Raw genomic sequence first — 14,647 nt, forward strand, 5'->3', positions numbered from 1 at the left:
TTCGATTAAAAGGATAATAAAGGTTACTTTACCTTTGGTGATATTAATAAGAAACAGAATTTAATTAAAGAAAAGTAGGGGGATTATTAGATGCTTGACTGGATGAAAGATTATCAGAAACTGGAAGAAGAAATTACGTATATAGAATTTAACTTAGACAAATCAAAAGCAGAGTTAAAGCGCTGGACTAGTGGTGACTTGCAACATGTACGATTAACTACTGAATCAGAAGGTGCTAAGGTAGAAGGTCGTGTTGAAGCTATTGAATATGAATTAGGACATAAGATGAATGAAATGTTCGATTTAAAGATTTTAATTAATAAGTTTACTGGATTAGATCATCAAATACTTAAAATGAAGTATGTTGATGGAATGACTTTAGAACAAATAGCGTTTGACTTGCATTATAGTACAGGCTATATCCGACGAAAACATGCTGAAATAAGAAAGATTGTCAAGTTTTTAGAGGGGGTTTAATGTTACCTTTTTGTAGGCTACATGCAGTGTACAGAAAGTATTGAAAAAGTGATTTATAGTAGTAATATAAGATTTCGACGAAAGAGCAACTATTTTATGGTTGCTCTTTTTGTTGTGAAAGAAGGTGAGCAACATGAAGTAATCTTATAGATTAATGGGTATTTGACTGAGAGTCATATTTAGTAAAGCAGTAGTTTTTTAGTCAAAAATAATAGGAAAATAAGGAGATGTTTAGTAATGAGTATATTAGCTGCTTCAGTTACGACAAAGAATCTGCCACAACAAGTGTTACGTTGGCAATCAATGGTAGAAAGTGAATGTTCTGCACAAGGAGTACCTGAGTTAATTCCTTACGTACTTGGAATCATTATGGTGGAAAGTGACGGGAATTCTGAAAAAACACCTGATATTATGCAATCAAGTGAATCACAAGGGTGGCCAATGAATACAATTAAAAATCCTAAAGATTCAATTTATTATGGAGTAAAGCATCTAAAAGGAGCTTTTGATGATGCGAAAAAAAATGGTATTACAGATTTAAGTGCCATTGTTCAATCATATAATTTTGGACGAGCTTACCTTCGCTGGTTAGCTTCAAACAAGAAACAACATTCATTACCGGTGGCGGATCTGTATTCTAAAACGGTTGTTGCACCATCTCTTGGAAATAGCACTGGCGCAATGATTCGATATAGTCATCCTATTGCTGTGGCATACAATGGTGGCTACCGATATAAAAACGGAGGGAATTTCTTCTACGCTGAAATTGTTAAGCAATATGTTGATTTTGATGGGGGAACTAATCCTTCTGAAAATAAAGAACCATCAGAGTGGGCGAGAAGTGCATGGAAGTGGGGATTAGAAAAAGGAATTGTAGATGGGAATTCACATCCACATGGAACGGTAGTAGAAGAAATCTTGGTACACATGTTACAACGTGTATACAACAACAAAGTATTTTTAGGTATTGGAAGTGCAGTATCCTTCGCTATTGATACAAGTTACCGGAATGGAGAACCGTCAGAATGGGCGAGAGACGCATGGAAGTGGGGTCTAGAAAAAGGGATTGTAGATGGAAATTCACATCCACATGGAGAAGTGACAGAAGAAATTCTGGTACACATGTTGCAACGTGTATACAACAACAAAGTATTCTCAGGTACTGGAAGCTCAGGAGCATTTGTCACTAATGTAAGTTATCAAAATGGAGAGCCATCAGAATGGGCGAGAGATGCATGGAAATGGGGATTAGAAAAAGGAATTATAGATGGGAATTCACATCCACATGGAAAAGTAACAGAGGAAATTTTAGTACACATACTACAACGATGTACAAATAATGGGGTATTTAAGTAATTATAAGACTTTCATATTATAAAGATTCTTGTCAAATAAAAAAGTAAACGAAGGTACTCATTTAAGTACCTTGATTATACTGTGCAAAAAAGAAAGGAAGATTAGTATGGCAAAGTTTATTTATCCAACAGATACAACGAGAGTAACAAGTGGTTTTAGAGGCAGCAGACCAAATCACCATGGGATAGACCTTGCTGAAGCAGGGTATCATCCGATTTATGCAGCGGCTAATGGAAAAGTTAGTCGCTCGTATTTTTCATCTAGTTACGGTGAATGTATTATGATCGTGCATACTATTGATGGAGTTACATGGGAGACTGTATACGCTCATATGCGTAGTGGTTCTCGAACGGTGAACGTAGGAGATTCTGTTACCCAAGGACAAACTATTGGAGTTATGGGGAACACTGGGGATTCTAGTGGCCAACACTTACATTTTGAACTGCATAAAGGCGGCTGGAATATTAATAAGAGTAATGCTGTGAACCCATTAGACCATTTAGGAAAAGGACCTGATCCTTCTGAAAATAAAGAGCCATCAGATTGGGCAAAAGATGCATGGAAATGGGGATTAGAAAAAGGAATTGTAGATGGAAATTCTCATCCGCATGGAACAGTTTTAGAAGAAATTATAGTACACATGTTACAGCGTGTATACAATAACAAAGTATTCTTAGGTACTGGAAGCGTAGTATCGGTTTCTATTGATACAAGTTATAGAAATGGGCAACCATCGGAATGGGCGAGAGATGCATGGAAATGGGGACTAGAAAAAGGAATTGTAGATGGAAATTCTCATCCACATGGAGAAGTGACGGAAGAAATCCTGGTACACATGCTGCAACGTATATACAATAACAAAGTATTCTCAGATACTAGAAGTACAGTGTCAATCGCCTCTAATGTGAGCTACCAAAATGGAGAGCCATCAGAATGGGCGAGAGATGCATGGAAATGGGGATTAGAAAGAGGAATTATTGATGAGAACTCACATCCACATGGAAAAGTGACAGAGGAAATTTTAGTGCACATTCTACAACGATGTGCGAATAATGGAGTATTTAATTAAATAAAAAGCTTGATTCTTATTCTACTAATCCCTGTCTAATAGACAGGGATTAAAATTTATAATTAGAAGATTTAAATTCACAAATCGTTTGTTTTTAGTGTAGCTGAACTAAGTGTATACAATCTACGTTGTGTTTTAAAAATAGTATATGTTTACTAGAAACATATTTTTGATATTAGGTTACGACGTAAGTGATCCGAATTGGTAGTTTTTCTGTTAAATACTGCACTCATTAAATGTCTGAATATTCTTTCGGGTCGGAGAGTAAATATTACTCCTTTAATTAAATTAAGATATTATTTTTCAAACTACATAGCAAAATTTACGTACTAAATGAGATTGTTAGAAAATCAATAAACAAAATTAAAACGGGAGAGGAAGATATGACAAATACACATCCAGAGGAAAATCAATTTCAGAACCAAATTCTAAATCAAATCATGCCAAGTGATGACAATAAATTTATGGAAATTGATGACGTTGTGGATAATTTGGGATTATTACCGCTAGCAATTTTAACGTCAACGTGGAGCTGTTTAGAGGAAGTCCAATTACTGTTTCCATTGTAAAAACGGGAAACCCAGCAACAGAGGTTCCTACAAAAGTAGTTACCGAGGATATTATTGAGGGACAAATTGAGGTGGACGTTAAACCAGAAGGGATTAAATAATGAGATGAAAAGACAAGTATATGCATATTAAGATTTTTAATTTTTAATTAAATACGAAGTAGGAAAGAGGTGGAAATAATGGATGGTTTGCAAGAGATGAAAGGTGATGTTCAGGAAATAAGACAAGATATTAAAGATATACGATTAGAGATTAGAGGTCTAGAAATGAGGACAGCAGGTAATGAAAAAGACATTATTAATATCAATAAGCAATTAGATAAGATTAGTGCTAATACAACATGGATCTTACGCCTTATTATTGGTGGATTAATTGGAGCAGCTCTGACCTTCCTCTTGAAAGGTGGCGGTATGTAATGATTGAAATTACGGCCATGATTGGGGTTGTTGTAGGGTTATCACAAATTGTAAAAATAAATGGATTGCAAACAAAATATATTCCAATATTTAATTTGACGCTTGGCATTATGCTAGGTGTTTTATTGTTGTCTCAAGATATCAAAATGAACATATTTCAAGGAATGATTATCGGTTTGTCAGCAAGTGGATTGTTTGACCATACGAAAATTATGAAAAAGGATGACAATAGGAACTGAAAAAAAAATCCAAATTAACCCATGGAATGATCGTATCATGGAAGAAGAACACAAGTGGTTATTAGAACCAAACGCGAAAATTTGGCCCGAAAAGGAATAGACGAAAATAAAAACGAGCACTCCTATTTATAGTGATGAAGTGACCCCTAAAAGTTAGACACGGTTATTTTATCAAGCTGCCTTAATCCGTTTTGTATTATAATAATCTATATATTTTTCTAATTCTATTTTAAAATGCTCTACACTTTCAAATTCTTTTATGTAGAGGAACTCCGACTTCATAATTCTGAAGAAATTCTCTATTACTGCGTTGTCGTAACAGTTACCTTTTCGAGACATGCTCTGTACAATAGCTCTTGATTCAAGTGTACGGACGTATTGTCTCATTTGATAATGTCATTCTTGATCAGAATCCATCAGTAGTTGGTGATTTTCAGGCAAATGTTCTAATGCATTCTCTAACATCTTTGAAACAAGTGAATACGTCGGTCTAGAACCAATTGTATAGGTAATAATTTCACCATTATACAAGTCTAATACAGGTGATACATACAGTTTCTCTCTAAACAATGTAAACTCTGTGATGTCCGTTACCTATTTTTGATTCGGTGCATCTGTATAAAAATTACGCTCTAAAATATTAGGTGCAATTCTACCGACTTTTCCTTTATAGGATTTATATTTCTTCATATGCACAACACACTTTAATCCAAGCTCTTTCATAATGCGTTGCACCTTTTTGTGATTCACTTTCTGACCACGATTCGTTAATTCATCACGAATGCGACGGTAACCATAACGACCTTCATTTTCCTCATAAATCGCTTTCATCTCAGCTTTCAAATCGGCATCTACATCTGGACGATTCATTTTCTTTACTAAATTATAATACGTGCTTCGTGGAATATTAGCTAGCTCCACGAGTGCCTTCACCGAATATTTATGCCTTAATTCATAAACTACTTGCGCTTCGTCTGGTCTCGTGATTTTTCCAAACAGAAATCGTTGAAGGGGCAGGAATGTTAAAAATAGCTGCCGTCTCAAATAAGGACATACCGTTTTCAATCATAAAGTTTAGTACGTCTAGTTTAAATTGTTGTGTGTAATTTGTACAACGTTTTAGAAAAGCTTCCACACCATTCTGTTTATACTGGTTTACCCAATTCAAAATAATTGTGTTACTTATACCGATCGCTCTACCCATTTTTCGATAACTTTCATTTCCGTTCAAATACCGTAGAACGATTTGTATTTTTTCATCAGCTGTAAATTTAGCCATAGAAAAACTGCACCTCCAATTGTTAGACTGTGTCTAACAATTGGAGGTGCAGTTCAGAATAGGATGCTCTTTTTGTATTAATCACATAGATTCATTTTCGGGCGAGGTAAAAAACTCGTTGATTTTGTTGGAAAGTAGAAATGGAATGGCTCCTTTTATTACAGAAATATCCCAATCCCACCATGCAAGATTCTCTAGTTTGTCAATCGTTTCTTGCGGGAAACGATATCGAATAAATTTTGCAGGATTACCAGCTACAATTGCATATGGAGGTACGTCTTTTGTGACAACACTCTTTGCCCCAATAATGGCTCCGTTACCAATTGTAACACCAGATAAAATGCAGGATTGATAACCAATCCATACATCGTTGCCGACTACGATGTCACCTTTTGAAGAAGGATGACCCGTAATATGTGCTCCTTCATTAAAAAATGCATTAAATGGGTATGTCGTTATCCAGTCTGCGCGATGTTCACCGCCAAGTATAAAAACGACTTCTTCTCCTAATGAACAAAACTTACCTATTTTTAATTTTGTTTCATCATTCCAAGAAAAAATGGTTGGACCTACTTTACTATAAGTATAATCACCAATATCATATTTATTATATTCAGGTTTTTGATTTAAAAATAACATAACCAATTTAGCATCCTCTCTAAAGCAAGTAATGGATATGGAACATTATATGCAACTTGGAATAAGTCGAACTGTGTTGTATGAATTGGTAATGCACAAAAATAGTAGTAGGCGCAATGCATAAAAAGGAGTGGAATGAATGATATACGAAATGGGATTATATAATAAACCTTTTCAATCAATTCAATTAGGAAAAAAAGTATATGAAGTACGTTTATACGATGCAAAACGTCAACTTATTAAACAAGGCGATCATATTGTATTTACGAACCTTACGACAGAGGAAATGATGACTGTAAAAGTAACGGAAATAAAACGATACGCAAGCTTTAAAACAATGTACGAACAAATTGATCACAAATTATTGGATTGTGAAAATGATAGTTTAGAGGAAATGCTAGAAAGTACATACAAAATATATACGAAAGAACAAGAAAAAAAGTGGGGAACAGTTGCGATTCGTATTGAGGTAATAAAATGATAAGAAATCGCGGCGGGGCTATCATTGTGCAGGAAGGGAAAATTGCTCTTATAAAACGTACTCGAGAAGGGGAAACATATTATGTTTTTCCAGGCGGAGGAATTGAAGAAGGAGAAACAGCTGAAGAAGCAACGAAGCGAGAAATTTATGAAGAATTAGGGGTACATATAGAAGTGGAGCATCTGATTGCAAAGGTGGAGTATAAAGGTACGGAGTATTATTTTAATGCCCATATTATAGATGGAGTTTTCGGAAGTGGTAAAGCTGAAGAATTCAAACTGAAAGATAGAGGGAGTTATATTCCGTTGTGGTTGCCGATACACGAGTTGGAAAAAGTGAATATAAAACCGTATGAAGTGGTCGGAAGTATATGTAATCATTATAAAAATTAAGGTCTGACAACATACAAAAAAAACCATTGACATAGTCTTCTGATTTAAGTATTGTATTCGAGTATGTTTATAATCAGGAGGTTTATATGAGCAATCAAACAACTACACATCATGTGAAAATGACAACAGCAGATCCATCTGGAATTGGTCTATTTGGATTAGCGATGGTAACACTTGTAGCATCATCTCAAAAGTTAGGCTTAACAGATGGCGTTTCACTTGTATTACCGTGGGCAATCTTTTTAGGAGGATTTGCACAAATTTTTGCGTGCATTCACGATGCAAAGCATAACAATACGTTCGGTACAACAGCATTCGGTGCATACGGCCTATTTTGGTTAGGTGTTGGAATGACTTGGTTAATTCAACTTGGAGTATTTGGCGAAAAATTAGCACAAGCTGCAGATTCAAAACAGCTGGGTGTAGCCTTTATTGGATATTTGATTTTCACAATCTTTATGACAATTGGTGCAATGGAAACACATAAAGTATTATTTATGATTTTCGTCCTTATTGATTTCTTATTTATTGGTCTTTCATTAAGTACTTTAGGTGTTATGCCGCATGCAATGCATAATTTAGCAGCGTATTCTGAACTATGTATTTCATTATTATCTTTCTATGGTTCAGCAGCAGCAGTGTTAAATACACACTTCGGTAAAGTTGTATTACCAGTTGGAAAGCCGTTTGGTATTTTTAAAAAGTAATAAAAAAGCACAGGTGATTGTATAGTCATCTGTGCTTTTTTGTATGGAATAAATAAAAATGAAAAATATAATTGAAATTGATTCTCATTATTAATATAATGAGAATGAGAATCATTTATTGTAAGAGGGGGATGCCGAAGTGGCAAAAATTTTAATAGCTTATGCAAGTATGTCAGGAAATACAGAGAGTATTGCTGATTTAATAAAAGTTAGTTTAGATGCTTTTGATCATGAAGTAGTATTGCAAGAAATGGAAGGCATGGATGCTGAAGAATTATTAGCCTATGATGGAATCATTTTAGGATCTTATACGTGGGGCGATGGTGAATTACCGTTTGAGGCGGAAGATTTCCATGAGGACTTAGAAAATATAGATTTATCAGGAAAGAAAGTAGCGGTATTCGGATCAGGTGATACGGCGTATGAACTATTTTGTGAAGCGGTAACGATATTTGAAGAAAGACTTGTAGAACGCGGTGCAGAGCTTGTGCAAGAAGGATTGAAAATCGAACTAGCTCCAGAAGACGAAGAGGATGTTGAAAAATGCAGTAATTTTGCAATTGCATTTGCTGAGAAGTTCTAAGAATGGGAGTGTCAACGTGGAGACAATGTTAAGTGCGACCGCTATTACAAAGTTAAGAGATGGAAAACTTATGTTAGCTACTACATATGATGGCTTATTTATTGAACGAGACGGAGAATGGAAACAAATATTAAAAGGTTTTCAAAAACGAATTAGGGATTTACATAGCGAAGATAATGTAGTGTATGGTGTAGGTGACGAAGGGATTTTTATTCGTAGTATGAATGGCGGAGAGAACTGGACGGTTCAGCGTTTTCCAACAAAAGCAACGAGTTGGAATGTGTGTAGTAATGTACAAGGAACAGTCATTGCTCATGGAGATAAAACGTTGTATCGTTCTAATGATTTTGGTTCGACATGGGAAACCATTCATCCATTTCTTGAGTATGGTGGCGGGGCACCATCTATTCGATCGTTATTTTTATATAAACATTACTTATTTATCGGTACGAAAATACATGCTAAATATGGTGGTGTTTGGCTCTTTAATTTGGAGACACGTAAATTAAAGAGGATTAAAATCGTGATGAATCAGATGATCTCAGCGTTGACTGTACACAATTCTTATATAGTAGCAGCGAGTGGATCGTGCAAGGGGATTAGCGGGAATATTTCTTTTTGTAAAATAGATGAAAGTATTGAGAGTGAAAAAACATATTGGCACACATGTCAAAGTGAGCAGAAAGCAAGTAGCTATTTAGCCTTGAGTGTAGATCAACATGTGCTATATACAACGTCAACGCAAAATAAGGCGGGGATTAGTACGGTTTGTCGTGTACTTCTAGAAGAAAGACTTGTTACAGTGTGTGACTCAGTTAAAGGGCATGGCTGGCGCATCGTTAACCAAAAAGAGGGTTATGTTGTAGCTGGATCAGGTGAATCAAAAGCGATGCAATGGAAGAAAAAAATTATATAGCAAAAAAAACTTTACTTTTATTATATTGATATGATATAGTTACTTTAAACCATTTTACTTTTAATAATATAGAGATTTAAATGAGCTGTAACTTCCGAGGAGGATAGCAATGTTAAATCTCCTCTGGGGTTGCAGTTTTTTAATGTTTGAAGTATTATTGTAAAGTGGTTGAAAATGAATATGTACATATAGGTACATTGTAGGAGGATTTTTTAAATGCAAAACGGTAAAGTAAAATGGTTTAACGCAGAAAAAGGTTTCGGTTTCATCGAAGTTGAAGGCGGAGAAGACGTATTCGTTCATTTCTCAGCTATCCAAGGCGACGGCTTCAAATCTTTAGAAGAAGGTCAAGAAGTTACTTTCGAAGTAGAACAAGGTAACCGTGGACCTCAAGCTACAAACGTAAACAAGAAGTAATTACGGAAAAAAGAAGGGCTTGCCCTTCTTTTTTTTGCATTTTTATTGAATAACCTCCTATGTACATATAATAATGAGATTAAATTTTCGTTTATTAGACGAAGTATTTCATGCATAAAGTGTATGAATGAATAAATAAATACTGAAAATAGAGTATGTGTGTGAAAAGGAATTTAGAAAGAGGTAAATAAATTGGAAAACGCTACACATTTTATTGTGTTCGATATAGAGAGAAATTTCAGGCCGTATAAATCAGAAGATCCGTCAGAGATAGTTGATATTGGAGCTGTAAAAATAGAAGCAAGTACAATGAAGGTAATTGGAGAATTTTCGGAGTTAGTAAAGCCGAGTGCACGACTCACTCGGCATACGACAAAATTAACGGGAATTACAAAGGAAGATTTAATTGGTGTGGAGAAATTCCCGCAAATTATAGAGAAATTTATTCAATTTATCGGAGAAGACTCTGTATTTGTTTCATGGGGTAGAGAAGATTATCGTTTTCTATCTCATGATTGCACGTTATACGGTGTAGAATGCCCATGTATGGAAAAAGAGAGTAAATTTGATTTGCAGAAGTTTGTTTTCCAAGCGTATGAAGAGTTATTTGAGCATACACCAAGTTTACAATTTGCAGTAGAACAGCTCGGTTTAACGTGGGAAGGGAAGCAGCACCGAGCTTTAGCGGATGCTGAGAATACAGCGAATATACTTCTTAAAGTATATAGCGAGAGAGACATTCATAAACGGTACAAAAGACATGGTGAGCTTGAACTTGTAGAGAACGGAAAACTAACAGAAAAAGCGAAAAAAAAGATGCGAAAATGGGTATTTAAAGAAATGAGAAAAAATACAGAGCGTCCTTTCGTTTGGAGTGCATTTGAAAATAGTGACACGTGGGAAAGTATAACGGAAAGATATTATATAAGTGAAGCTACAGTAGAACTTCTGAAAAAGCATTTTCGTACGGCGGTGAGAAAAGCGGAAAGACAGATTAGATATTTGGCTGAGATGGAGGAGAATGTAGAGGTTAAATGACATTCTCCTCTATTTCTAGCTACATAAATTTAACGTCATTGTATTGATGGATGAATAAAGTATTCATATTAAATAGGAATTGATTTGTTGTGATTGGGCCATTATAATTGCTTTGAAAATTAAGGTGTGGTAAGGATTTTTAAATACATTCATAAAATTAGAGCCCATAGAAATAAAAGAGGGTAGAGTTAAATGGAAGCAATCTTTAACATTGTAACAGTTTTAGTTTTTGGGATAATATTTACCACGCTATTAGCAGTAATTACACTTCCTTCCATAGCAAAGAAGAAGAATTGGGAAAAGCTTAATATATCTTTAAAGCGTGGTGTATTAAAGAGTAAAATATGAGTTTTATACAGGGGAGGTGTGATAGTGATAGACTTGGATATTAAAGACGTCGCCGTACAGATGGAATTAAACGGAGTCTTTTGGGATGAGCATGGGATTGCTGAAATGACCGTGACTACAAGAGAAGAGCATTCTCTTCTTCTTCGTCTAGTAGTTGACTTAGAAAGTAAAACTATTAGGGTGACGAGTGCCGAAATAGTGAATGGATTCTGCCCTCTGTGTAAACAGAAAAGGGACGAATGTAGTGAACTTAATGACTTACAAAACAAAATGGATATTTTAGAAGAAGCTTACGATTGGGTGAGAGAGCATCCAGAATATCGTTTTCAACTATCTTTTTACGAGTACAATAAATTTGAGGTAGTGAAGTGAAATTTTCATTTTACCGATATACATAGTGACTACTCTAATGGAAATACACTTGTACAACAAGAAACGCATTTACTGGTGGATCCTGCGAAAAATGTCATCTTGGATTAAAAATAAGCATATTTTGTTTTAAAGCAGAAAAACCGATTCTTAGAAGAATCGGTTTTTTTATATAACTGTCAACTATGTCCCAAATAAAAGAGCGCTTATTAACAGCGCTCAGTAAAAATAGATATATGGAAGCATTTATCCCGCATTAACGGGCAGTAAGACCCCCCTTAAAATTCAGCTGAAGCAACGAAGTTAGGTGGGGGATCAACTGCCCGTAAAAGCCCGATTGGTTCAACTAATAATCAGTGGGGATGAACAAAACCCCCACTGATTAAAGTTTCACTTTATCCAATCCCGTTCGGATCATAAGAATACTGTTGCTTATTCTCAATCCGCTCAATCACATCTTGCAATTCATCTGGCTTCAGAAACTCAATTGGAGAGAAGCCTTTCTCAAACGTAAGTGTATCAGCCTCAATCATTAATACGTACCGGTCATTTACCTTTGCGATATGTATTTGATCCCCGAAATCAGCAAGCAGGGCCTTTACGGAGATATGGTCTGCTTTTAGCTTTAATTCCACTTCAGGAGCATGCTCGACGATTTGAGCGGTAGCTTCCATTACTTCTTCGGTTGAAAATTGTTCCATAATTTCGCGTTTCGGACTGGCAGCCCATACTTCCATTGCTTGGTCGAATTGTTCGCGTTCTTCCGTACCTTCTTCAAATACATCTTCGATTTGGTCGTATACCATGTCCATTACTTGCGTTTTCATAATTTCAGGCATAGAGCGTTCGTACTCGACGAATTTTAAGAAGTCTTCAAAGTAGCGGGCGTGTGATGCTTGGTGAATTTTTAGTTCGCCCACTTCAACGATACCTTCTTCAGGCATGTACGGATATTGGATAGATTTCATATTTTTTGTTGTGATGGCCATTTCAACGTTACGAATCAGTGTGGATTCATCTGAAATAGAAGCGACTTTCGGTTCGAAGTCACATTTCATAACGAAAACGAATGGATCATCAAAGTATTTGCGTAGTTTTGCTTGCGCAATTAAAAATACACCACCGCGTACAGCGCTTGTGTCCAGATATGTATAAACGAGAGGTTCACTCATATCTTTGAAGTTTTCTTTTGTTTCCGCAAAGCGAATGCGATTAAAGAGGTTGTAATGAGGGTTTGAATCAAGTTCGTGCCCTTCTTCTACAATGAAGCGACCGATCTTTGTCGGAGCTTGTTCTGTTTTCGCATGACGTTCTACTTTTCGCTTTGAAATTTTTAATAATTCACCATTCAAAAATTCTTTTAAGGAGCTATCTTCATACTCTTCAGCGTCTAACGTTTGAAAATGTTTGTAGCGTTTATCAACAGCTTCACCTTTTCCTTCTACTTGTACAACATAAAAGGAAAGATAATTTATTTCAAAATCCATATTTATCACCTTGTTTCATTTCATTAACTCTTATCAGTATAGAGATGGAAAAAACTTTCGTCAATTTATATAAGGAAGGGGAAGCCCCCTTCCTTCATATATTTTTTATTTTCGAAATTAAAATCCGTCTTCTAATGCTGAAAATGGAATGTTCAGTCTGTTTTCTACTGTACGTAAACGTTGGTTTAAGCGGTTTAATCTACGTGTATGACGCTCAACCGTGTTTTCTAATTGACGTACTCTTTGTTCAAGCTCATTTACTCGTCTTTCTAATTGACGGTTTCCAGCACCAGGAAAAGAGATTGGAAGTTGGAATTGTCGAGTTTGATCATATGGATTAACTTGTTCTACTGGATCTATATATTGTTGGTATTGTGCTTGTAAATCATATTGAGGTTGATAACCAGTTTGGTTATATGGATCGTATGGATTGTAGGGGTACATAAAAACATCCTCCATTTCTTTAAAATAGGTTAATTCACCATAATGTATGTGTAAAAGCGGAGTGTGGCACGGCAAATACCTATTTATGTTCACAGGATGTTTTTTATAAATACGAATATGGAGTTTTACATTTGAATTTCGTTCGTTTTATGGTATATACTGGATAATAGGGAGAGGTTACATAAAAGTTACAATTCTATCAAACTCAAACTTTTATGTAAATATGTATAGACATTTGGAAAAGAAAAGAGTAATTTATATAGAGTAAAAAATAACTTGTAACAATTTATAAATATATTGTAAAATGATTGTAACAAAACATACATAAAAATGAAATAATACATAAAAGTAGTATTGGGGAAAAGGGGAGAGTATATTGTTCCGTAAAGTAAAGGGTATATTAGTTGGGGTGTTATGTGTAGCTGTAGTGAGTGGCTGTGGTACAAAAGTAAGTGATGTTGCATTAGTAAGTGATATTGGTGGCCACACGGTAGAGGCTAAAGCAGAAGTACAGGATTCTATTAGTTTAGTAGATGGTCGTACAGGTACGGAAGTGAAAAAGCTAGATTTGTCGAGTCTAGGTTATTTTGAAGATGAAGCGAAATTTAAAAAATCAGTTGAGAAGGTTGCTAGGGAAGTTGGGAAAAATGTTGACAAAAAGATGGTCCCTTCACGTCTAGGACCTGATGGAAGTTGGCAAGAAGGAAAACCTTCTTATGAATTAATGGAAAAAGAATTAGTAAATAAATTATTAAACGTAGGTATGTGGGATTCTTCATATCAATTACCTATTGTTGAGAAAAAACCTACCGCTACATTAAGTGATGCGCAAGGAAGTGGCACGGTAATTGGTAGATATGAAACGAATTTAGGTGGCTCAACAGGTGGACGTATTGAAAATATTCGTTTGTCAGCAGCGAGCATAAATGGAGTTGTATTAGCGAAAGGGGACAGTTTCTCTTTCAATGCATTAATTGGTGATACAACGCCAGATAAAGGATATCAATTAGGAAAAGAAATTGTAGATGGTAAGTTAGTAGATGGATATGGCGGTGGTGTTTGTCAAACATCATCAACATTATACAATGCAGCAGATCAAGCTGGTTTGAAAATGGTAGAGAGAACGACACATTCTAAAACGGTAGGTTACGTTCCACAAGGAAGAGATGCTACAATTGCATATCCATACTTAGATTTAGTGTTTGAAAACACGAATGATGCACCTGTGAAACTTTATATGGGCATTCAGGGCGGAAAGTTAGTTGCTGAAGTACATAAAATGCGATAAGAATTAGAACAGACTGTTTTTGTAAAGTCACCTTTTCTGAAAGTTAGAAGAGGTGACTTTTTTATTATGAATATAAAAAAGTGTAAATTCTGACTTTTCTTATTTACATAGGATGATTTTAGTTGTATCCTTC

Annotated in this window: 18 protein-coding genes and 3 pseudogenes; 17 read left to right on the top strand and 4 right to left on the bottom strand. The window is 35.4% G+C overall.

All coding sequences use genetic code 11. The features are described 5' to 3' along the window. Positions 1–90 precede the first annotated feature (90 nt). From AC1Q8N_RS22305 to AC1Q8N_RS22335, 7 genes and pseudogenes are all read left to right on the top strand, one after another. Positions 91–477 carry a hypothetical protein gene (locus AC1Q8N_RS22305; protein ID WP_098048271.1) on the top strand — a complete coding sequence of 129 codons (387 nt, stop codon included), beginning with the start codon at positions 91–93 and terminating at the stop codon, positions 475–477. 237 nt (positions 478–714) lie between these two features. Further along, positions 715–1,833, top strand: a complete 1,119-nt coding sequence (locus tag AC1Q8N_RS22310; RefSeq protein ID WP_098048273.1) for a lysozyme family protein — start codon at positions 715–717, stop codon at positions 1,831–1,833. A gap of 106 nt (positions 1,834–1,939) precedes the next feature. Continuing rightward, positions 1,940–2,902, top strand: a complete 963-nt coding sequence (locus tag AC1Q8N_RS22315) for a M23 family metallopeptidase (RefSeq protein ID WP_048543936.1) — start codon at positions 1,940–1,942, stop codon at positions 2,900–2,902. A 383-nt stretch (positions 2,903–3,285) separates the two neighbouring features. Further along, positions 3,286–3,572: pseudogene (locus tag AC1Q8N_RS22320) on the top strand (hypothetical protein). A 78-nt stretch (positions 3,573–3,650) separates the two neighbouring features. Further along, a complete protein-coding gene (locus tag AC1Q8N_RS22325; RefSeq protein ID WP_048543933.1) occupies positions 3,651–3,887 on the top strand; it encodes a hemolysin XhlA family protein in 237 nt (78 codons plus the stop codon). Continuing rightward, positions 3,887–4,126: a hypothetical protein gene (locus tag AC1Q8N_RS22330; protein ID WP_048543932.1), complete on the top strand. Its 240-nt coding sequence runs from the start codon at positions 3,887–3,889 to the stop codon at positions 4,124–4,126. Before AC1Q8N_RS22325 ends, AC1Q8N_RS22330 begins: the two co-directional genes overlap by 1 nt. 13 nt (positions 4,127–4,139) lie before the next feature. Next, a pseudogene (locus tag AC1Q8N_RS22335) lies at positions 4,140–4,226 on the top strand (5-deoxy-glucuronate isomerase); the annotation flags it as partial. Between the two features lie 71 nt (positions 4,227–4,297). Here AC1Q8N_RS22335 and AC1Q8N_RS22340 read toward each other — a convergent pair. Then, positions 4,298–5,405: pseudogene (locus AC1Q8N_RS22340) on the bottom strand (IS3 family transposase). 81 nt (positions 5,406–5,486) lie between these two features. Further along, positions 5,487–6,044, bottom strand: coding sequence for a CatB-related O-acetyltransferase (locus AC1Q8N_RS22345; protein ID WP_000898178.1), 558 nt, complete (start codon positions 6,042–6,044; stop codon positions 5,487–5,489). A gap of 139 nt (positions 6,045–6,183) precedes the next feature. Here AC1Q8N_RS22345 and AC1Q8N_RS22350 point away from each other — a divergent pair, with 139 nt between their 5' ends. From AC1Q8N_RS22350 to AC1Q8N_RS22390, 9 genes are all read left to right on the top strand, one after another. Continuing rightward, positions 6,184–6,525 carry an ASCH domain-containing protein gene (locus AC1Q8N_RS22350; protein ID WP_048543930.1) on the top strand — a complete coding sequence of 114 codons (342 nt, stop codon included), beginning with the start codon at positions 6,184–6,186 and terminating at the stop codon, positions 6,523–6,525. Continuing rightward, on the top strand, positions 6,522–6,917 hold the full coding sequence (locus tag AC1Q8N_RS22355) for an NUDIX hydrolase (RefSeq protein WP_493521385.1): 396 nt from the start codon (positions 6,522–6,524) through the stop codon (positions 6,915–6,917). The genes AC1Q8N_RS22350 and AC1Q8N_RS22355 overlap by 4 nt, the downstream gene beginning before the upstream one ends. Positions 6,918–7,003: 86 nt before the next feature. Next, positions 7,004–7,624, top strand: coding sequence for an acetate uptake transporter (locus tag AC1Q8N_RS22360; RefSeq protein WP_000070936.1), 621 nt, complete (start codon positions 7,004–7,006; stop codon positions 7,622–7,624). A 139-nt stretch (positions 7,625–7,763) separates the two neighbouring features. Beyond that, positions 7,764–8,207 (top strand): flavodoxin, encoded by a 444-nt coding sequence (locus tag AC1Q8N_RS22365; RefSeq protein ID WP_001062763.1) that lies wholly within the window; start codon positions 7,764–7,766, stop codon positions 8,205–8,207. A 16-nt stretch (positions 8,208–8,223) separates the two neighbouring features. Further along, entirely contained in the window at positions 8,224–9,123 is a 900-nt protein-coding gene (locus AC1Q8N_RS22370; RefSeq protein ID WP_048543926.1) for a WD40/YVTN/BNR-like repeat-containing protein, read from the top strand. 216 nt (positions 9,124–9,339) lie between these two features. Further along, positions 9,340–9,540: a cold shock-like protein CspB gene (gene cspB / locus AC1Q8N_RS22375; RefSeq protein ID WP_001179147.1), complete on the top strand. Its 201-nt coding sequence runs from the start codon at positions 9,340–9,342 to the stop codon at positions 9,538–9,540. A gap of 192 nt (positions 9,541–9,732) precedes the next feature. Continuing rightward, positions 9,733–10,578, top strand: a complete 846-nt coding sequence (locus AC1Q8N_RS22380) for an exonuclease (protein ID WP_048543924.1) — start codon at positions 9,733–9,735, stop codon at positions 10,576–10,578. A gap of 192 nt (positions 10,579–10,770) precedes the next feature. Then, a complete protein-coding gene (locus AC1Q8N_RS22385; protein ID WP_048543922.1) occupies positions 10,771–10,926 on the top strand; it encodes a hypothetical protein in 156 nt (51 codons plus the stop codon). Between the two features lie 24 nt (positions 10,927–10,950). Then, positions 10,951–11,298 carry a hypothetical protein gene (locus AC1Q8N_RS22390; protein WP_048543919.1) on the top strand — a complete coding sequence of 116 codons (348 nt, stop codon included), beginning with the start codon at positions 10,951–10,953 and terminating at the stop codon, positions 11,296–11,298. Between the two features lie 392 nt (positions 11,299–11,690). Here AC1Q8N_RS22390 and AC1Q8N_RS22395 read toward each other — a convergent pair whose 3' ends face one another. Together AC1Q8N_RS22395 and AC1Q8N_RS22400 are read right to left on the bottom strand one after the other, a co-directional pair. Next, on the bottom strand, positions 11,691–12,782 hold the full coding sequence (locus tag AC1Q8N_RS22395; RefSeq protein ID WP_098077988.1) for a DUF3900 domain-containing protein: 1,092 nt from the start codon (positions 12,780–12,782) through the stop codon (positions 11,691–11,693). Between the two features lie 117 nt (positions 12,783–12,899). Further along, positions 12,900–13,241, bottom strand: coding sequence for a hypothetical protein (locus AC1Q8N_RS22400; protein WP_001997954.1), 342 nt, complete (start codon positions 13,239–13,241; stop codon positions 12,900–12,902). Between the two features lie 361 nt (positions 13,242–13,602). On the opposite strand from AC1Q8N_RS22400, the gene AC1Q8N_RS22405 reads away from it, so the two are divergent. After that, complete coding sequence (locus tag AC1Q8N_RS22405) at positions 13,603–14,514, top strand: VanW family protein (RefSeq protein ID WP_000488987.1); 912 nt, start codon at positions 13,603–13,605, stop codon at positions 14,512–14,514. Positions 14,515–14,647: the final 133 nt, after the last annotated feature.

Source organism: Bacillus sp. GW823-FHT06B01, assembly GCF_058952315.1.

Coding starts and splice junctions, on each gene's coding strand:
- AC1Q8N_RS22305 (WP_098048271.1), top strand. CDS start 91: ATGCTTGACTGGATGAAAGATTATCAGAAACTGGAAGAAGAAATTACG.
- AC1Q8N_RS22310 (WP_098048273.1), top strand. CDS start 715: ATGAGTATATTAGCTGCTTCAGTTACGACAAAGAATCTGCCACAACAA.
- AC1Q8N_RS22315 (WP_048543936.1), top strand. CDS start 1,940: ATGGCAAAGTTTATTTATCCAACAGATACAACGAGAGTAACAAGTGGT.
- AC1Q8N_RS22325 (WP_048543933.1), top strand. CDS start 3,651: ATGGATGGTTTGCAAGAGATGAAAGGTGATGTTCAGGAAATAAGACAA.
- AC1Q8N_RS22330 (WP_048543932.1), top strand. CDS start 3,887: ATGATTGAAATTACGGCCATGATTGGGGTTGTTGTAGGGTTATCACAA.
- AC1Q8N_RS22345 (WP_000898178.1), bottom strand. CDS start 6,044: ATGTTATTTTTAAATCAAAAACCTGAATATAATAAATATGATATTGGT.
- AC1Q8N_RS22350 (WP_048543930.1), top strand. CDS start 6,184: ATGATATACGAAATGGGATTATATAATAAACCTTTTCAATCAATTCAA.
- AC1Q8N_RS22355 (WP_493521385.1), top strand. CDS start 6,522: ATGATAAGAAATCGCGGCGGGGCTATCATTGTGCAGGAAGGGAAAATT.
- AC1Q8N_RS22360 (WP_000070936.1), top strand. CDS start 7,004: ATGAGCAATCAAACAACTACACATCATGTGAAAATGACAACAGCAGAT.
- cspB (WP_001179147.1), top strand. CDS start 9,340: ATGCAAAACGGTAAAGTAAAATGGTTTAACGCAGAAAAAGGTTTCGGT.
- AC1Q8N_RS22385 (WP_048543922.1), top strand. CDS start 10,771: ATGGAAGCAATCTTTAACATTGTAACAGTTTTAGTTTTTGGGATAATA.
- AC1Q8N_RS22395 (WP_098077988.1), bottom strand. CDS start 12,782: ATGGATTTTGAAATAAATTATCTTTCCTTTTATGTTGTACAAGTAGAA.
- AC1Q8N_RS22400 (WP_001997954.1), bottom strand. CDS start 13,241: ATGGAGGATGTTTTTATGTACCCCTACAATCCATACGATCCATATAAC.